The organism is Paenibacillus sp. S02, assembly GCF_019454065.1.
Taxonomy (GTDB): domain Bacteria; phylum Bacillota; class Bacilli; order Paenibacillales; family Paenibacillaceae; genus Paenibacillus; species Paenibacillus polymyxa_B.
In genome coordinates this window covers 1,789,998-1,809,532 of record NZ_CP073682.1, presented here as the reverse complement: position 1 = coordinate 1,809,532, position 19,535 = coordinate 1,789,998, and the positions used below count along the sequence as shown (strand labels likewise).

Below are 19,535 nucleotides of genomic sequence, written 5' to 3'. Positions count from 1 at the left end.
ACGATTCCGTGTCCATCAATGTTGATGATGAGCATGCGCATCCGACACATCGGCTTTGACGGTACATAAAATCGAGCTATCGTGAGCATGCCGTTCGGACATAACTTGTAAGGTCACGTGCCAGATTTCTTTGTGTTTCAGCATGTGTTTGATTTTTTTTAGAATCACTTCGGTTTCATAGATCGATTTTTCTCCGTTAACGACAACATGAGCAGTAAGAGCGTTCATGCTGCTTGTAATGGACCAAATGTGTACATCATGGACTCCCTTAACACCATCTACCCTTCGGATTGAATTGACAATTTCGTTCATATCAACATTTTTGGGCGCCCCTTCCATCAAAACATGCAAGGACGATTTTGTGACAAAGTAACCGCTGCGTAAAACAAGTCCCGCGACAATGACACTAGCAAACGGATCTGCCCAGCCCCAGCCAAAGAACATCATCATAAGAGCTGCGGCAATGGCGCCAACTGACCCCAGCATATCACTGAGCACGTGCAAATAGGCACTGCGCATATTCAGGTTTTCCTTGGTGTCACTTCCACGCATCATAATCCACGCAACCAACAGATTTATAAGCAATCCGATGGAACTGATAATCAACATGCCAAAGGTGGCTACTTCCGGAGGATTCATAAACCGCTCAATCGCCTCATAAAAAATGTAGAGTGAAATACCGATCAACGTAACACCGTTAAGGGCTGCAGCTAAAATTTCAAATCTCCTGTAGCCGTATGTTTTCCCTGTGTTTACAGCTTTGGAACCAAATGTGAATGCAAGTAAAGCCACCCCTAAAGCGATGGAATCGGACAACATATGACCCGCATCGGAAAGCAGAGCCAAACTGTTGGTAATCACTCCTCCAACCGCTTCGATAATCATATACGCCGTAATAATGATGAATGAAATCAGGAGTACTTTTTTATTGTTGGTATGTACATGGTTATGGTTATGTACATGGTTATGGTTATGTCCATGGTCATGACCGTGATTATTTACGGACACCGTTATCCTCTCCTTAAACAAATTGAATGGTTTGTCATAATACCTTTCCACTTTTTCGATCGGCTTTTCATTCCCTCTCTGTACAGTTTGAAAGAAACGAATTGAATTCATATAAACATATGATCAACTGTTCATATGTTTTGAATAGCCTTATTATATTTGTTCCCGATATAGGTGTCAACCCTCCTTCTTGATTGAACGAAATCTGAGCCTAAGGAGGAAAATATATGGGACAAACACGCAGAAATATGCCGAACTGCATCGGAGCGGGACAAGGAAGCACTCTCATAGGGAACCCCTTCGGATCTCGTTGAAAGTTCTTTACCGTCACCAACCGAGGTAAAGAACTTTCAACGATACAACTTTTCTAGTGGTATTCCATTAAGTGCATACCCAATCATTCAAAGCTGATTTGATTCAGCAAATTATCCGCTGCTCACGTCTCTAACTTTTGTAGTCCATTCTTGGTTGAATTGATAACTTGTTCCCACTCGGTTAACCTATTGCAGGATTGTCCGATACTTGCGTTCGATTCCAGTGAGCAATAGATAATGAGCGATTTGTATATTTCTATTCATTAATATACAAATCGCTTCAACTGAACGCCAGACCAGGTAAGAAAGTAGTTATTTGGGGAATGGGGAGACTTGGTCATCTGGCTATTCAGTTTACCCATAGGATGGGTGCTGAAGTAACTGTCCTGAGCCATAGTATGAACAAAAAAGATGAAGCTCTTGCGTTTGGCGCGAATCACTGTTACGTAACCCTGATCCCACCACGTTCACTGAGTTGGCTGGTCAATTTGATCTTATTTTAAACACAGTGTCTGCAAATATCAACGTTGATGCCTTTCTGTCCATCCTTAGTGTGGACGGGGCACTTGTAAATCTTGGTCTGCCAAACAAGCCAGATCAATATAATGTTTTCTTCTTATTTGCTGGGCGTCGGAATATTACGGCATCAAACGTTGGCGGTATCAAAGAAACACAAGAAATGCTCGACTTTTCAGCTGAGCATGGTATCGCCCCTATGATCGAGGTCATTCGGAGTGATGTGCGTTATCGGTTTGTAATCGATATGTCAACATTGTAATCGTTTATTTTGGTGAAGTATATTAGCTTCAATAGGAGGGGAAAGAATGGGAATTACGGAAGTAGCACAAAAGTATCATGAAAGAATGTTTCTAGGCTATGAATATTGCTCCGTGGTCGTCTTTCGAGTTCTGCTAACTTTCCAAGGATATGAAAACACCCGATACGGTTGTGAGCCGACCGGGTGTTACGTGTCCAGGTAGAAAAATGTTACTTTAATTGGTTTTGAGGACCAAGTTTCAGATACGGATGCACGCAACCGGGCTGTAATACTTCGTCGAATCAAGCCAATGCTTAACGAGTTCTGTCTTGAGATAATTTCAATTTGAATGATAACGATAACTAACGTTTAAACAGTATCATTTCCCCAAATGCTTACTAGATCATTGATTTGAAGCGATACGACCCTTAGTTCTCCGCCAATGGCATAGAGTTCCAGCCCCCTGCTTTCCAAGTCCGGGAAAATCATGTCTGAAATGATTGTTTTTCCATGATTTCCGAAGACCTCGACACTTGACCAATCCACGTAAATACTCAGTTGTACCCGTCCATGCTCTGGCTTCATAGGGGCCTTGTGTATTGCTGTGAAATCGGAATGAAAATCAATGGCGCTCGACTTCGTCCGATCGACGAACAACTCCCCATTCGAGATATTGTATCCGATGATCGTCTCCTGATTGGAAGACTTCCGCACTTTGAACCCGAATTCCACGGCAGTACTGATTTCAAATTCTGCAATAATTTCTGCCTTTGCAGCAGAAATATCAGATAACACGTTCATACCTGGCTTAATCGTCAAGTCTTGCAGAGACAAAATCGGTTTTCTTAGCTGACTTAATTCACTTATGGGTGCTTGGATTAAGTGAAGTCCCTCCGGAGAAGTCCTAAGCTGTAGCTCACGGGGAATTGACATCTTGCCACGCCATTCCTCTGAAGGTAGCGTGGTACCATAACGCCAATTGTTCATCCAGCCGACCCAAATCTTTCGACCGTCCTCGTTTGGAATGCCATTCCAGGTCACGGCTGCGTAAAAGTCTGATCCGTAGTCTACCCATTTAATAGCATCGAAAGTTTTCAGCGCTTCATCCAGAGCAAATGCCTTACCGTCAAAGTTGCCTATGAAATACATCATGCCAGAACCACCTGCCGGTGGTTCCGGATCATCTGGATTCACACCATTTCTATCCCCGACACTTAGCATCAGAATCCACTTCGTGGTATTAGGATCCTCATCCACTTGGATTTGAAATATATCAGGACATTCAAATATCCCTCGGTGGATATGCGGAATGTCAGAACCGAATTCGCTTGCAAAAGACCATTCTTTCAGGTTTGGAGATGTGTAAAATTCTACACGTTCTCTTACGGCAAGGACCATGATCCACATCGACGATTCATCATGCCAAAACACCTTCGGATCACGAAAATCTAGCGTTTCCGTTGGGAATAAGACCGGATTACCTTCATATTTTATCCAGGTTCGACCTTTGTCCTTGCTGTAAGCAATACTTTGCACCTGTGGCTTGCCGGGCTGAGCCCTGTTGCCCTCATTCGTATAAATTGCAACCAATCCTGATCCTTCTTCGTTGAAAAATCCGCTTGTATTGTTCTTGTCCACCACCGCACTTCCCGAAAAGATTGCTCCGTCCTCTCCAGGCGGAATTGCCGGTGGGAGTTCGTCCCAATGTACTAGATTCTTACTTACCGCATGCCCCCAATGCATGCGGCCAAAGTCAGGCTGCGTATCATGGGGCGTATGCTGGTAGAACAGGTGGTACTCTCCTTCATAGTAAACCAAGCCGTTGGGATCGTTCATCCAATTTTTCTCAGGTGAATAATGGAATTGAGGCCTGTATGTCTCCCTATAATTACTGTTTCGTGATCCTTTTCTGCTGCTACTGTCGTCCGTTAGATACATGTCTTTAATGGTATCCACTCTCCTATTGATTGTTGATAAGGTGTTTAACAGCCCCAACCACCTTTTATATATTTCAGCCTTGATCTTTAAGATATCGGTCGTAGCCTTTCTGCTTAATTTCCAGCCATTTGTCTAGTCCCAGTCTGGACAGCTCGGCCTTATATTCCGCCCATTCTTCTTCCACTTTGCCTGTTTTGATCCATTCTGCCCGTTTGCGGTTAACGTAAGCAAACAAATCGGTTTCCAGTGTGGAGATCTGCTTCTGATCCTCCAGCGAGAAGAAGACTTTCGGGAAATTATGGTCAGCCTTCATATAAGGAACGAGTCTTTTCTTTATGAGCTCGAGCCGCCCCACTGCATCGTCGGGCTTGGTCGTTACTTTTCCGTAATACTCGTCAAGAATTGCCAATGGACCACCGATATTCGTTTTTTGACGCAGCTCGACAGGCGCAGTTCCCTTAAGCGGAAGATGCTTCAACATATGACTCGCTTCATCGTATTCAAAAATGTTCTGCTGAGTTTTGTCACCGTAGGTGCCCCAGTTGTCCTGTACGGACTGGATGGGATCATACAGTTGGTCAATCCATTTTGCTGTAAGCTCAAGATTTTTGTTGTCACTGGTAATCACCATTCTCCCCCGGTCAAAGCCGAGATTGTTCGTGCGGGTCACATTGACTTCACCGCTTGGCCCCGCGAGCGGATTCATCAATTCATATTTATCGTTGTCTCCTGAAATGTTCGCCTTATCCCATTGAAAATAGAGACCATATTTTTCATTCTGTCCTTTGGCCAGATACGTATTGTAATCCTGCTCGAATGACTCTTCGTCAATCAGGTTCAGCTTATACAGCTCATTAAGGTATTTGATCCCCTCTTTATAACCGTCCTGATCGGCAGTGAAGACCACTTTCCCCTCATTGGTCACTACAGTATGATCGCCGTTGTCCCCAAGACCAAATGATCCAAACAGAAAATTCAGGTCCTCATTGCCGTTATTGAGTATAAAGGACAGCGGGATTTCATCCGCCTGGCCATTTCCGTTAGGGTCGTCATTTTTAAATGCGAGCAGAACTTTTTTTAAATCCTCGGTGGTTTTTGGTATTTTAAGTCCCAGCTTTTTCAGCCACTCCACATTGATCCATGGCATGTCGTTTACAGAATGAATGCTCTCCTTCCCGGCCCCCAGCTCTTCAATCCAAGGAAAAGCATAAATATGCCCGTCCTGTGCAGTTATCATGGATTTGTACTCAGGTGCTTCCTTCAATACCTTCTGTAGATTCGGCATGTATTTATTAATCAAATCCTCCAGAGGGATAATGGTTCCATCCTGTCCGAGGTTCAACAAATCATAGTCGGAATAGCCGGCATCCAGTATGGCATCTGGAAGATCTCCACTGGCAACAGCAAGGTTTCTTTTTTCAATGAAGGAATCGGAGGTGAAGTTGGTAAAATCGATATGCACTCCTGTTTTTTCTTCCAGTCTTTTATAAATCAACTTTTCATTTGGATCGGAAGGTGCCAGCGGCGAGCTTTGAGTCATAAAATGCAAAGTAACTTTCTCTTTAAGCGGCAGAGTAACATTTTCCAGCTTGTAATCTTCGGATGCCGCAGAATTATTGCCTGAACCGCCACATCCAGCAAGCAGTGAAGTAGAAAGTACCAACACAGACAAGGTTAGTAATGTTTTTTTCATCTCTATTCCCCCGGTTTGTTATTTAATCGAACCTACCATGACACCCTTTTCGAAATACTTCTGGAAGAATGGATACATGACAATCAAAGGCAAACTTGATATGACAATGGCAGAGTACTTAATCATTTCAGACAATTTCTTAAGCTCCGCTTGTGCCATCGCATCGGCAATCATGCCGGGCTGAACCTGATTCTGTATCAAAATGGAGCGCAGTACCAGTTGAAGCGGAAACAGCTTCGGATCATCCAAATAAATCATGGCGTCGAAATAAGAATTCCACTGTCCGACAAAAGCGTATAAAGCTAGAACAAAAATAATAGGCTTGGAAAGCGGCAGGACGATTTTAAAGAAAATACTGAGCTCGGAAGCTCCGTCTATACTCGCCGCCTGGAACAGCTCTTTCGGAAGTCCCTGGAAATAAGTCTTTGCCAGAATAATATTGAATACGCTGATCGAGCCGGGCAGAATAATGGCCCACACCGTATTCAACATGCCTAAATCCTTAATCACCAGATAGGTAGGAATCAGACCGCCACCGAAAAACATCGTTATCAGGAAAAAGATCATAATGGACCGTTTCCCTACCAACTCTTCAATCGCAAGCGGATAAGCCGCGAAGACGGAAAATAATACGGTTGCGAACGCAAAGGCTGCTGAATAAAAAATAGCATTAAAAAAACCGCGGATCATGGCACTGTTGCTTAGGATTTTGGCATATCCCGTGAGTGTCCAGTCTGATGATGTAATGGCAAACCCTTTGGTAATCAGGGTATTTGGAGTTAAAAAGGACGAAAGCACCACATAAACCAGCGGTAACAGAATAGCGAGAACAAACAAACCAAGTAGAATATAATTGATGATGAGCAGAATCCGGTCCTTCCCGGTGTAATGAATATCCATAAATACCTCCTTCTTTAATACAGCCCTTCTCCTTCATTCAGCTTCTTGACGACGGTATTTACGAAAATCAACAGGAATACATTAATCACGGAATTGAACAACCCGATTGCCGTAGAATAAGCATAATCGCCGGATTGTAACCCCACCTTGTATACGTAAGTCGCGATGATTTCCGAGGTTGGTGTGTTCAGAGCCGTCTGCATCAGGTAAGCCTTTTCATAGCCGATCGACATAATACCCCCTGCAGCGAGAATGAACAGGACGGCCATGACAGGTTTGAGAGCTGGCAGATCAATGTGGAAGATTCTCTTCATCAATGAAGCGCCATCAATTGTTGCAGCGTCATGCAGCTGCGGGTCCACATTGGCTAAGGTGGCCACATAAATGATAGAGGACCAGCCCGCTGTTTGCCATATACCGGACAAAATATATACCGTTCGGAAATAGGCGGGATCAGTCATAAAAGAAATCGGCTTGCCAGTGAAGGTTGTTACCAAAGCGTTCACTATTCCAGTCGGCGATAGAAAAACAAACAGCATACCGGCAACAACAACAACCGAGATGAAGTTAGGTGCGTATACAATAAGCTGAATATTCTTCTTGAGCTTCGCTCCTCTGATCAGATTTAGCATTAAGGCCAGAATAATCGGTACTGGGAAACCGAGAATAAGACCGTAAGCGCTTAATTTAAGCGTATTCATTAAAATGTCATAAAAATTTGGTGATGAAAGAAACCGCTGAAAATGTTCAAATCCAACCCATTCGCTACCCATGATGCCTTTTCTTGGGCTGAAATTTTTAAACGCAATGATCGAGCCGTACATGGGAACATACTTGAAAATGACGGTAAGAATTATGGACGGAAGCAGAAACAAATACAATATATAATTTCGAACCATGTAACTTAGCCAATGGTTTCTTTTTTTTGTTTCTGAAGCCTTAACTCCCCTTTTTTGAGCGATCGAGTTTGCCAATCTTTTCCCCCCTACTGTTCACGGCTTGTTATTAAAGACAGTTCTAAGCCATGTTATGTCATCTCTCTGACATAATTACGCAAGATGTTTTGCAAATGCCTTACTGGTAATTTCCCCACCTCCAACATGACTAGAAATTTACCCTTCCCCAAGATGAATGGGTTTACATTTTACATTTGAACATTTTTTCTCTTACAATTTAACAGCTGAACATTGAATAAGTCAATACATTTGGGCAACTAAATTCATTAAAAAAGCATAATTAAAGAGGAATGTAATATTTTTAACACCAAATTCCTTGAAAATGCATCCAATAAATGAATAAATGTAAACTTTATTTGTTCATTTGAATAATTTCATTGTTAAAAGCATGGAAATACTATATATTTAGAAATATAAAGAATCTTAATTCGGGAGAATAAGGTGGAACAATATGACGAGAAAGTCAAAGGTTACTATTCAAGACATCGCTGATGCCTTGGGAATTTCCAGAAACACTGCATCCAAGGCGCTTAATGGAGTAGAGAATATTCCTACCGTAACGAGGGACAAGGTGATCAAAAAAGCAGTGGAGCTTAAATACAAACAATTTTCTTATATGGAAACAGCCTCTGAAAAACAGGGCAATATCGCACTTTTGACCTGTAATCTTCCCAATAGCTCACACTTTGGATCGCTGCTGATCAGCGGGCTGGAGAAGGAAATCAGCAACCAGGGCTATACTTTATCCATTTATTTTGTCCGTGAGAACGATATCAATACGATGACCCTACCCGGTAATTTTGAGCCTTCGAATGTGGCTGGCATCTTCTGCATCGAAATGTTCAGCAAGGAATACAGCAAGCTGATCACGGATCTTGGCATCCCAACCATTTTTATTGATTGCGCTGCAGATATGGTGTATCCGGAATTGAAGGCAGATCTGGTATTAATGGAAAATGAGCACAGCACATACTGTGTTACCCGGAAATTAATAGATCATGGCTATGAAAGCTTCGGTTTTGTAGGCGATTATAATCACTGCAAAAGCTTCAATGAACGCTGGACGGGATTCAATAAAGCCCTAGCAGAAGCCGGAATCACCTTGGACCCTGCCCATAGCATTGTAGCGCCGGACCGCAATTTCTTTATAGAGGAGAACTGGATGGAGCAGCAATTGGATGCCCTGAGGGAGTGCCCTTCCGTCTTTATTTGCGCCAATGATTTCATTGCCATCAGCGTGATAAAATCTTTGAAAAACAAAGGGATTAAAGTCCCGGAAGATGTTGCTGTCTGCGGGTTCGATGATGCTTCAGAATCCCGGGTAGTCGAGCCCCATCTGACTACCGTACATATTTACAGTAGTCAGATGGGGATTATTTCAGCCGAAATGTTATTGTCCAGAATCAAAGACAATACCATGCCGTACCGAGTGACCCATGTTGCAACGGATATCGTATACCGGGACTCGACGCCTGTTCTAAACTAAATCTATCAAGAGGTGAATTAATGTGAAAAATGACGGAACGGTTCTTTGTGTGGGCGAGCTGCTTATTGATTTTTTCTGCACGGATATTGATGTCAATCTTGCCAAGGGTCAGCATTTCTCCAAGCAGGCCGGTGGTGCTCCGGCAAATGTAAGCGCAGCCGTAGCCAAACTCGGAGGAAAAGCGTCATTCTTGGGAAAAGTCGGAGCCGATCCCTTCGGTATGTACCTGAAGCAAACTCTGGATGAGCAGCATGTGGATACGTCCATGCTCCTTTTTGATCCGGCAACGCCGACTACACTGGCCTTTGTTTCCCTTGCCGCTAACGGCGAACGGGATTTCGTGTTCAACCGCGGAGCTGACCGTCAACTGTCTCTGCAGGACATTGATAGAGAATGGACCCGGCAGGCTGCCATTCTGCATTTTGGCTCGGCAACGGCCTTGCTCGCCGATCCTTTCCGAGAAGCGTATTTGTCTTTATTGGATGGAGCGAAGGCCAATGGGCAGTTCACCTCCTTTGATCCCAATTATCGGGGGGACCTTTGGAAAGACAGGCTGGAGGAATTTATCGCATTGTCCAGAAGAGGAATACACAATGCGGATTTGGTAAAAGTAAGCGAAGAGGAATTAAACATCATTACAGGGCTGGTTGACTGCGATGCTTCATTGGATCTTTTGCATGGGTTGGGAGCCAAGACGGTGGCAGTTACCTTGGGGAAAGAAGGAACCCTCATCTCAAGTGGTGCCTCCCGTTCGTTAATCGGTAGTATTGCTGTCAAATCGATCGACTCTACTGGTGCCGGAGATGCCTTCGTCGGAGCAATGCTGTATCAAATCAGCCAGCTGAGTCAGCCTAAGGCATTTACCTCCAACGCGAAGCAGCAGCAGGAATTTGTGACACTTGCCAATCAAGTCGGCGCTATTGTGTGCACTAAAGTTGGAGCGATTGCTGCCTTGCCGTCGTTGGAAGAAGTTAATCGTTTCGTAGCGCAAGGTTGAATCAAGGAATGAAGCGTAAGAACAGCAAAAGGTGTCCGACGATCTCTAAGGTCGCTGAACACCTTTTTAGTCATTCTTTGGAAGGTGAAGTGAGAAACTAAAACATATCGAGGGAGTTTAATCAAAAGAAAACGAGTACTTATCCTACGTAGTCGTTTTCTTTTATATAAGGCAGGCCAGGATGTTTTTCGATTGCCGAAAACATTTCATCTTTAATTAACTCAGATATTCTCATAAACCATTATAATTCATATTGCAGCCTTAGCATTTATCCTGATCGGATTGCAAAGCTATTGCTTGAGAAAGCGCTTGCCTAATTAACTTAATTAAAACAAAACATTGTTAAGTTACTGCCATCATATTATAGAGTTTTAGTATCCTGATATCATCCTTCGATACTTTTAGTTGTTGGATAAGGCGTGCATCCTCTTTTAGCACTTCTTTGGAAAATAGCATTTTAGCTGCGATAGGCATCATAGGTCTAGAAGAAAATCCATTAAACAAGCCCCATTTTGTATCTGAAGTTAAATAAGACGCTAGGATCTGAACGCTAGCTTTTTCTATAGCTGAATCTTGATTGGTAAGAGATATATTGGTCAAAACATCGTAATGCTCAATATATCCCCAATATGTGTTCTCACAATTTTGATATGAATTATAGTCTTTAAAATTCATGTACGTCATGACTTTGTATTGATTATCTTCTGTTCTAGATAACACATCAAAGACACATCGTATCAATTGATTGCTACGTCCATCGAAAAAATACGAATAGAACTGGGAGACCCCACTAAAAAAATTTGGAGTCTTAATTGGCATGATATTAGCTCGCTTGGGTTTATTATAAAGCAATTGTTCAACATGCACATCCAGCGCATCAGCTATTTCATATAGAGTCTCAATATCAACAGATATTTCTCCTTTTTCATATTTTGAAATCGTCGATTTACTTTTACATATCACCAGTGATAGGTCATCTAAAGTTCTTTTTCTGGCCTTTCTAACGTTCCGTATTCGTTTACCAATTTCAATTGTTATTTCAGACATATTTCCTCCAAAATGTTTCGTAGAAATATACTTACAGTTGAAAAGTAAAGCACAATGACCAAACTACATAAAATGTATCATGTAAGGACCCAAAAATCCACTCTGAGTAGAAATCCCAATCAATAAATCTATCCTAATGAAAATTCTATCACTTTGAGTTATTAGGCTTCAATCAGTGAAATTATTTAGAAAATGAGATTTCAATTCACCAAACATAAATTAATCCTTCTCTGTTATGCGGGAAGCTAGTTGGTTTGAGGGAGTTTTCTTCCGAAGGAGGTTAATTTAGCTGCTTCGATTGGAAATATACAAAATAAAAAGGAGAAAACAGGAAATGTATAATTTTGATGAAATTATCGATCGAAGAGATACAAATGCTTTAAATATAGAGGGCTTTCGTAGTTACATTTTTCATGCAGATGAAACAATGACTTTTCCCTACAAGGATGAAGAATTTATCAGAATGTGGATTGCAGATATGGAGTTTGCTACTCCTGATGTGGTTATTGATGGGATTAAGGAACGTTTAAACAAACGTATATTTGGTTATACAAGGGTATTTTCAAATGACTACTACGAAGCATTTTCAGATTGGTGTAAGAAGCGATATGATTGGACTTTCGAGAAGAAAGACTTGGTTATGTCGAATGGTATAATTCCTGCGTTGTATGAGTTAGTTGATTACATTTGCGAATCGGATGAAAAGGTCCTGTTTTTAACACCATCTTATGCATATTTCAAATACGCGGCAGATTTTAGTCATCGCCAATCTGTTTGTTCTGACTTAATGTACGAAGATGGGTATTATTCCATAGATTTTGAAGATTTTGAAAAAAAAAGCTTCAGACCCTAAGACCACACTCTTCATCTTCTGTAACCCTCACAATCCAACCGGTCGCGTTTGGAAAGAAGAGGAGCTAGATAAATTATCAGAAATAATTGAGAAGCATAAACTATGGGTTATTTCAGACGAAATACACTGTGACTTAATACGCGCTGGACAGAAGCACATTCCGCTCGGTAAAACAATGCCGGAATATAAGAAGTTAATCACCTGTATGGCACCTAGTAAAACTTTCAATCTTGCTGGCTTAATGATATCCAATATTATTATTCACGATGAGAAACTAAAGGATATCTGGCTGAACAGACATTACAACTTTGACAATCCATTAAGCATAGCAGCAGCTCAGGCTGCTTACGAAAAAGGCGGGGAATGGCTTGAGGAATTACAGATCTACCTTGATGAGAATTTCAGATTCACAGAGGAATATTTCGCAGCTAATCTGCCGAAAGCCAGGTTTCGAATTTCCGAAGCAACATATCTTGCATGGGTGGATTTAAGTGCTTATTTTGATAAAAGCGAGGACCTTCCTTTGTTTTTCGCATACAATGCAGGAGTTTTACTAGAAGGAGGAAACATGTTTGTCCAAAATTCTGATAGTTTTATCCGCTTGAACCTAGCATGTCCTAAAGCGACTTTAGCGGAAGGCTTAAAAAGAATTAATAAAGCTATTGGACAACAAAATAATGTTCTATAATCATCCATAAAAGTTGGTAGAATAAAAAGAATATCCATTACATAACGTCAATCGTTTGGTTGGCGTTACTTTCTGTTGTAAATCAAAAAACATTGCCGTTTGTTGTCTTATTTCATCTGATTATCAGTTGCCTTTTTCGAATCTTCATCCTATTTAAATAACGAAAAGGACGGGTTCTCTTATATAATACATCATCCGCAGTATTTTATTAATCCCTTAATCTCTTAAAGCCCCCTTCGTAATGCGGGTAACGCAACTTGAATTTCACCACCCTACAACAATTCGACTCTATTTCAATCCGTTAATTTAAGCTGAGCACTACAAACTCCGAAATTGGATAGCGTTTTTTCCAGTAAACGTCTCATCCTTTCTATATCGACGCTTGAGATAGTTTTATCTGGAAGCTTCAAAGAGACTACTCCATTATCTCCATTAAACTGAACTGCCTCAAGAACTGAAAAACTTGGAAATGGATTTATGTATCCTTCTTTTTGTGCCTGGATTAATAAGTTAATTACAGTGATGCGCGGAGCAAATACCCCCGTTTTATTAACATATATAACTTCGATCGGGGAAACAGACTCGTCTTGGTACAGATATATTATGTAATCCTCTCTAGTCTCTGAGTTCTCATCGTATATCGTTTTTAACGTAATATGTTTCTCATCCAAATCATTAATTAACCCCAGTATTTCATTTGTCTCATGGAAGCCTTCCACCCTATAAATTTCAACGTCACTTCCATTTAAAAACATTATAGTAGGATTAGTCTTAATTCGATACTTATTAGTAAGTTCAATCTGAACGTGAACATATATTGTTTCCGATTTGATGTCCCCTTTTGTGCCAATCACTTCTTTAAGAACAGTTCCCATTGACCTTCCAACAGGACAAGCACTTAGTGGTAAATAAGATGATTTTTTGTACTTTTGATTCCATCAAAAACACCTCATCAATCTTTAAACTTTTCGAAACAAAAGTGAATAAAACGTTCCATTGCTGTAGTAAAAAGAATTCAAGAAAGGCTTGGTCATAGTCACTATTCGAACTATAAGCACTCATCAAGACTTTGCATCAGGCTAATTTGTACATATGGACTGAAACTATAGTAGTTATTTGAAGTTATTTGAAGTTATTTGTAATTTAAGGAAAGATTGTATGGGCAATTTTGCCTTAAACAAATGCGAGCCTTTCCAATATAGCTGTATACATTTTGACAATTGAAAGCCCGTTCTTCCCTAAGTAATTTCTCTGTGTAATCCTTAGCCAAGAGCCAACAAGTTTGAATTTGATAGCTTAGAACACCTCTCGATAAATTTTTATGATACCTTGGTATCCTTTCTACCTTTTTCTTATTATGAATCAAATACATTTGAATCTCAAGAGTATAGGAATATTGATGAAATTCTAATTGGTTCCAATTAATTTTTTTGCAGCACAAATCATTTTAAATCTAAATAAACCACCAACATGCTCACTTAATGTTAAGAACTTATTTATAAGGTCTGATTCAGACTTTGGCTCTGCTACAAACTTATAACCTTTGGGAATTAAATTCTGGTTGTACATATAACCGATAATATAATTGACCTTTAAGGTGAAGTATTGAGTATACGTTTTATTCTTTTTCTAGATACTCCGGCTTTTAAGATTCGACTCTTTCTAAGTCCTCAATAGAATTAAAGAAAACGAATTAACATACCGAGAAGATACAAAATCAGTATCCTCAGGGTTAAGTGTCCCCCTCTCTTCTATTTCCAATGCCTACCGTCTTTTGGTGTTTGGATATCCAATGTCACTGGATCATTTCAAACGGACAAAATGTATTCCTCCAAGCCTATTTTCAAACCGTCTTCATCATTGCTCGATGTGACCCTGTCGGCAATTTTCTTAACTTCCTCCGGCGCATTCCCCATTGCAATCCCAAGGCCTGCGTACAAAATCATATCCATGTCATTATAGTTGTCTCCAATGGCCATCGATTCACGATAAGTAATATTAAATATCCCCTCGAGCTCCTGAATGGCATACGATTTGGACACCATCTCATCCATAATTTCCAGATAGGTTCCCTTGGATTTATAAACACTGATACCAGTAACTTCTTCATTGATTTGTTGTACAAGCCGCTCAATGTCTTCGGGATCTCCCATGCATAAAATTTTGTGAGTATCATGATCTTCTTCTATATATGAGGGGAGTACCCTCTGTATGGGGGAGCCATTAATAATTTCCGCTTCCTGAATTACCCAAGGATTTTGAATGTTGCCAACGATCCACTGGTCATGTCCATACAAGTTAAAACTGATAGAAGGATAATGATCCATTACAATATCGTATATTCGTTTAATGCTCTTTTTCGATAAACAGATGCTATGAAGGATTTCCCTGTTGCCGCCCAATATTAGAGCACCGCTATAACAAATGACGGGAGCGTGAATATTGAGCTCTTGCTGAAGAGGAAAAATGCCGCTTGGCATTCTCGCTGAAACAAGTACAAAAGGGATATTTCTTCCCACAACTTTTTGGATTGTATTTTTGGTGTCGGACGTAATTTGATGCTTTGAATTTAACAACGTCCCGTCAATATCGCTAAAGATTGCTTGTATCATGGCCGATGGCTCCCTTGCGATTATTTATCACGATTCTTCCTCAAGCGCCTTGATAATTTCTACTCCGCTATCCTGCAACATCAGCAATGAGTGTTCCGGTGCATTCTGATTTGTAATTAGAATATCAATTTCGGAAAAATTCAGGCCTTTAAACGGGCTTGTTAAATTAAATTTTTTGAAATCAGCAAGTAAAAATACTTCTCTGGCACGTCCCGATACCAGCTTTTTAACTAAAGCATCATCACGGTTTGCAAAATACACTCCGTCTTCCATGATGGCGGCAGCTCCTAAAAAAGCTTTGTCGAAAAAAACATCGTTCAACTGCATAGCCGTGTAGTGGTCATAAAAAAAACGGTTTTCATGATTAAATTTGCCCCCGAGCAAGTTTATGTTAATTTCACTTTTTGCTGATAAAGCTTCTGCATTATCCAACGAGTGTGTATAAACCGTGAGATTCTTGTCCACTTGCCCACAGAGCAGTTGAATGGTAGTCGATACATCCATGAAACAAACATCTCCGTCAGCGATGTGCGCGGAAGCTGCTTTTGCAATGAGCATCTTTTGCTTCGTTGCTGAAGTTACACGTTCCTTGTAGGCTCTTATTTCTTCTTTTAATAAGGGCAAGGCAATACCTCCATGGGTTCTGATAACCCCCCCTTCGTGAACAAGCTTAATAATATCCCTTCTTGCCGTATCTCTCGAGATGTTTAATAAATCGCAAATTTCCGAATTTGATAATTGGTTACGGCTTTGGAGATACTCCAAAATTTTTAAAAGTCGTTCCTCTTGGTAAATATAAAGCCCCCCCTATCCCTATATTCATTATAAGCGATTAGACGCTTTTTGTTAAGTGTTTTTAAGTATTTTTTTGAAATATAAGCAAATTGCTTATATTGTGTATTTCACATAGCAAGTCCCCGGTCCGCATGCATATTGCATTAAGAGTCCGGGGACTTTATTCATTTTGCCTATTTATTGATAAATTCAATCTTTTGAAGCAAACGTTTTATCATAACTGCCGCCTCGGCGCGGGTAGTTGTTGCATGTGGCTCATAGTGTCCAGTGTCCATACCTTGTGCGATGCCCTGAGCTGTAACAGCGGCTACTGCATTTTGCGCCCAAACCGCGATAGACGAGCGGTCGGCATATCCATCTAGCGATTGCCCGTTTTTGCTGTTGACTGAGACATGCCCGGTATATTGTAATGCTTGATGGACAAGTAGAGCCATCTCCTGGCGGCTAATCCCCGATTCCGGACGAAAAGCACCGTCTTCATAACCTTTGACCAGCCCAGCTGAATAGGCTGCGCTGAGATATCCGCCGTACCATGAACCCTTGACTACATCCCTAAAGACTGGAGTCGCCCGTTCTTTAAGCCCAAGTGCATGAACAAGCATAGCGGCAAATTCGGCGCGGGTAACAGGCCTGGATGGCTCAAATATTCCTTTTACCGAACCGACAACAATTCCTTTTGCGGCAAGCAGCTCTATGTCCGCTTTGCCCCAGTACCCAGCTGGCAAATCACCGAAGGTCGGGCTGCTGTTGACAACGGTATATACACCATTGGAATTATGCTTTATTTCAACGGAGGCTCCATCATCCCCAGCCCGAAAAATGCTCGGTACAAAGATAAGTTTCCTTCTGGCTGCATCGTAGCAAACTGCGGTGGAACGATTTGGGTCCATCGCTGATGAAAGCGGAAGTGTCCGGCTCACATAGGTATCACCGAAATCAAGAGCGGTTGTTGTACTGCCTGTTACTGCTTCAGCCTTGAAGTCTATAGGAGTCGTTTCCACGGTTGCGCCCGCTTTTACAGCCGCTTCTTGAATAGCCGCATTTTGCTGCATTGTTGCCTTCGATAACGTAATTCGCAGCCCTGGCACGCTATTGGAAGGTGAGGTATTTCTATTCACCCTGCTGGCTGGAAGGGTGTACGTCCCCAGTTTTGTAATCAACTGAAGATCCAGAGTTCGATGCTCGCTCCAAAGCTTATTGGCCATGCTGGTCAGCTCAACGATGACCACGTCAGCCCCAGCAGCTTTCACATGCAAAGTTAGTGCAGAACCTTTTCTTACCGGCAAAGCTTTAAGCAAAGTAAGATCATCCACGACCACTGCGGCTTCTTTCCTGCCATCAGCCTTTTGTGTAATACCCGGAGCATACTCCAATGTTCCTGAAGTGGCGGAAGCCGGAATAGATGCCTTGACTGGCAGCTTTACCGCCTGGCTGTCGCTGCCCTTGTTGTTCTGAGAATTGTCACCGGAATGGCCGGAATTGTAACTTGATATTCGAACACTATTAAAGAATGCTGTTGTATCCCATACATTTAACCCAAAGTATCCTCGTGTGTAACTTTGGTCTTTGGTATCAATCACCAGTTGTCCGTCCAAATAAGCCTTTATGGTATCCCCGACAGCTACAACTTTGAGGTGATAATCCTGATTTGTCCGTAGTTTCAGCTTCGCGTCATTATTGTAGATGGCAAGCTCACTACCGGTTCCTTTAACAAATTTTATTAACTTGACCACATTATTCCGTACATCCAGATTAATTGCATACGCATTTTTTGCCGTAGGGTCTGAACGGAAGACCAAGGCACCTGCGCCGATGGGGTTTTCTATGTTATCTTTTTCAGGATCATCGGGATGCGAATCTGTATCCGGCACTTTAATGTCCGCTTCATATATAAAGTTCTCACCGACATTACTTGCCAGAATAAACGCATCCCCTACGCCCTGCCCCTGTTTTCCATTGATAGTATCCGCCCATTTGCCGCTGATCGTCGTCCAATCTGACAGTACGGAGACACTAGATGGGGTCGCTTTCCAGACACTCTTTAACGGAAATATTTTCAAAGACTTTAATTCCACATCCCCGCCCTTACTGTAGATTTGCATTCCTTTACTCGAAGGGTGCGGGAATATTTGGTCAGTTATCACTGTTTCTCCATTATTCCCGAACACCTCCAGCGCCGACCGGTCAACAAAAATATGCATTTTCACCGTACCGTTTGAAGCCTTCAGCGGGCCTTCATGTTTATTTGTGATATCAGGTCCGAAATCATAATTCCCGGAATTCGTACGGTCAACGAACAGCTTTTCATTGTAGACATCATACCCGACCGTTGTATATTCCTCAGTTCCTTTACGAACCTTAAAACCAAACTCAGTTGCTTCGTTGTTGGAAAGATCAAACTCTGCAATCATTTCAAATGTATCGTCAGAAAAGTTGGATAGGAGGTCGCTTTCTCCCTTAATCTTTTCATTTATATATGAAATTCCCTTTGTTTCAGCACGAATGCCGGCCAGAGAAATTGGTGTTTGTTTTAACCGTAATCCTTCCTCTGTCTGGGTCAGTTCCATCATTCGCGGCAGTGACATGGAACTTCTCCATGTTGAAGTAGGTGTATCTTGAGCATAAGTCCAGTTACTCATCCAGCCAAGCCAGTATTTCTCGCCCTTCTCCCCTTCAATTCCGCTCCACTCCACAGCGGCATAATAATCAGCTCCGTAATCGGACCATAATATTTGGTCGGAAGAATTCTCATTGGTGAAGGTTTTCCCATCAAAGCTTCCTACAAAATATTGCATTCCGGATCCGCCTGCCGGTCCTCCCGGATTTATACTTACCTGCAGAACCCATTTCTTTTTTGAAGGGTCGCCATCAATAGGCAATTCAATTAATGCAGGACATTCCCATACGCCGCCTATACTTCCGTTTGTAGAAGGTATCCACGAACCTGAGACGGCAGACCAATCCGTTATGAGGCCACTTTGTGCCAAGTTGCCTTTTTCCGGCTCTTGTGCAACCTGGTCAACGTCTTCCGGAATGGGTCTGTCATTATAAACATTGATATCATCCAGGTTGATATGCCCCCAACTTCCCGTTGCATTGTCTACAGCTTTGATATACAGCACTTCACCAATATAACTGGAAGCATCCCATACGTATCTGCTATACGTCTCCTTTTCAGATCTCGTATTTGCTTGACGAAGCAATTCCTGATCGTCGGAAGCTCTGACTAACGATATATAACGGTTGCTGACGTCTTTGCCTCCTCCCATCATCAGGTTGATCTCTCCAGAGCCACCCAGTTTGAAATAGGATGAATGCAGTTCTCCGGTAGCATCATCCCCCTTGTGGCGATCAGAAAAACCCCATAGGTGATACTTGCCTTGCTGGTCGAAAGTTCCTCCCCACCAATCCGTTCGATCCGTTACATGACCATTGGTAAATGCTTCCCCATACATACCAGTCCAGCCAGTCAGATCCCCAGTTTCAAAATC

At 41.8% G+C, this 19,535-nt stretch carries 14 protein-coding genes and 2 pseudogenes; 5 read left to right on the top strand and 11 right to left on the bottom strand.

The annotated features are described in order from the left end of the window. Window positions 1-15: 15 nt before the first annotated feature. The gene (locus tag KAI36_RS07930; RefSeq protein ID WP_276572464.1) at window positions 16-1,008 is read right to left on the bottom strand and encodes a cation diffusion facilitator family transporter; all 993 of its coding nucleotides are present in this window, start codon (window positions 1,006-1,008) and stop codon (window positions 16-18) included. Window positions 1,009-1,609: 601 nt separating this feature from the next. Here KAI36_RS07930 and KAI36_RS07925 point away from each other — a divergent pair. Continuing rightward, window positions 1,610-2,100: pseudogene (locus tag KAI36_RS07925) on the top strand (zinc-binding dehydrogenase); the annotation flags it as partial. Window positions 2,101-2,448: 348 nt separating this feature from the next. Here KAI36_RS07925 and KAI36_RS07920 read toward each other — a convergent pair. The 4 genes from KAI36_RS07920 to KAI36_RS07905 all read right to left on the bottom strand — a co-directional run bounded on the left by KAI36_RS07920 (window position 2,449) and on the right by KAI36_RS07905 (window position 7,509). Further along, entirely contained in the window at window positions 2,449-4,017 is a 1,569-nt protein-coding gene (locus KAI36_RS07920) for a glycoside hydrolase family 32 protein (RefSeq protein WP_258297415.1), read from the bottom strand. Window positions 4,018-4,090: 73 nt separating this feature from the next. Beyond that, the gene (locus tag KAI36_RS07915) at window positions 4,091-5,710 is read right to left on the bottom strand and encodes an ABC transporter substrate-binding protein (protein ID WP_220027458.1); all 1,620 of its coding nucleotides are present in this window, start codon (window positions 5,708-5,710) and stop codon (window positions 4,091-4,093) included. A gap of 18 nt (window positions 5,711-5,728) precedes the next feature. Further along, complete coding sequence (locus KAI36_RS07910) at window positions 5,729-6,610, bottom strand: carbohydrate ABC transporter permease (RefSeq protein WP_013309484.1); 882 nt, start codon at window positions 6,608-6,610, stop codon at window positions 5,729-5,731. A gap of 14 nt (window positions 6,611-6,624) precedes the next feature. Further along, window positions 6,625-7,509, bottom strand: coding sequence for an ABC transporter permease (locus tag KAI36_RS07905; RefSeq protein ID WP_258297332.1), 885 nt, complete (start codon window positions 7,507-7,509; stop codon window positions 6,625-6,627). Between the two features lie 508 nt (window positions 7,510-8,017). Here KAI36_RS07905 and KAI36_RS07900 point away from each other — a divergent pair. Both KAI36_RS07900 and KAI36_RS07895 read left to right on the top strand, forming a co-directional pair. After that, the gene (locus tag KAI36_RS07900) at window positions 8,018-9,052 is read left to right on the top strand and encodes a LacI family DNA-binding transcriptional regulator (RefSeq protein ID WP_220027456.1); all 1,035 of its coding nucleotides are present in this window, start codon (window positions 8,018-8,020) and stop codon (window positions 9,050-9,052) included. A 22-nt stretch (window positions 9,053-9,074) separates the two neighbouring features. After that, on the top strand, window positions 9,075-10,049 hold the full coding sequence (locus tag KAI36_RS07895) for a carbohydrate kinase family protein (RefSeq protein WP_220027455.1): 975 nt from the start codon (window positions 9,075-9,077) through the stop codon (window positions 10,047-10,049). 342 nt (window positions 10,050-10,391) lie between these two features. Here the strand turns inward: KAI36_RS07895 and KAI36_RS07890 are convergent, their stop codons facing one another. Continuing rightward, the gene (locus KAI36_RS07890; RefSeq protein ID WP_220027454.1) at window positions 10,392-11,096 is read right to left on the bottom strand and encodes a helix-turn-helix domain-containing protein; all 705 of its coding nucleotides are present in this window, start codon (window positions 11,094-11,096) and stop codon (window positions 10,392-10,394) included. 334 nt (window positions 11,097-11,430) lie between these two features. Between KAI36_RS07890 and KAI36_RS27530 the strand changes: the two genes are divergently transcribed. Beyond that, window positions 11,431-11,949: an aminotransferase class I/II-fold pyridoxal phosphate-dependent enzyme gene (locus tag KAI36_RS27530; protein WP_276572463.1), complete on the top strand. Its 519-nt coding sequence runs from the start codon at window positions 11,431-11,433 to the stop codon at window positions 11,947-11,949. Further along, entirely contained in the window at window positions 11,915-12,637 is a 723-nt protein-coding gene (locus KAI36_RS27525) for a MalY/PatB family protein (protein WP_276572462.1), read from the top strand. Before KAI36_RS27530 ends, KAI36_RS27525 begins: the two co-directional genes overlap by 35 nt. A gap of 293 nt (window positions 12,638-12,930) precedes the next feature. Here the strand turns inward: KAI36_RS27525 and KAI36_RS07880 are convergent, their stop codons facing one another. The 5 genes and pseudogenes from KAI36_RS07880 to KAI36_RS27165 all read right to left on the bottom strand — a co-directional run bounded on the left by KAI36_RS07880 (window position 12,931) and on the right by KAI36_RS27165 (window position 19,313). Beyond that, window positions 12,931-13,512: a thioredoxin domain-containing protein gene (locus KAI36_RS07880; RefSeq protein WP_220027453.1), complete on the bottom strand. Its 582-nt coding sequence runs from the start codon at window positions 13,510-13,512 to the stop codon at window positions 12,931-12,933. Window positions 13,513-14,445: 933 nt separating this feature from the next. Beyond that, on the bottom strand, window positions 14,446-15,249 hold the full coding sequence (locus tag KAI36_RS07875) for a Cof-type HAD-IIB family hydrolase (RefSeq protein WP_220027452.1): 804 nt from the start codon (window positions 15,247-15,249) through the stop codon (window positions 14,446-14,448). 27 nt (window positions 15,250-15,276) lie between these two features. Next, window positions 15,277-15,873 carry a DeoR/GlpR family DNA-binding transcription regulator gene (locus KAI36_RS07870; RefSeq protein ID WP_258382267.1) on the bottom strand — a complete coding sequence of 199 codons (597 nt, stop codon included), beginning with the start codon at window positions 15,871-15,873 and terminating at the stop codon, window positions 15,277-15,279. A gap of 9 nt (window positions 15,874-15,882) precedes the next feature. Beyond that, window positions 15,883-16,044 (bottom strand): annotated as a pseudogene (locus KAI36_RS27670) (DeoR family transcriptional regulator); the annotation flags it as partial. Window positions 16,045-16,217: 173 nt separating this feature from the next. Further along, window positions 16,218-19,313 (bottom strand): GH32 C-terminal domain-containing protein, encoded by a 3,096-nt coding sequence (locus KAI36_RS27165; RefSeq protein ID WP_258382316.1) that lies wholly within the window; start codon window positions 19,311-19,313, stop codon window positions 16,218-16,220. Window positions 19,314-19,535: the final 222 nt, after the last annotated feature.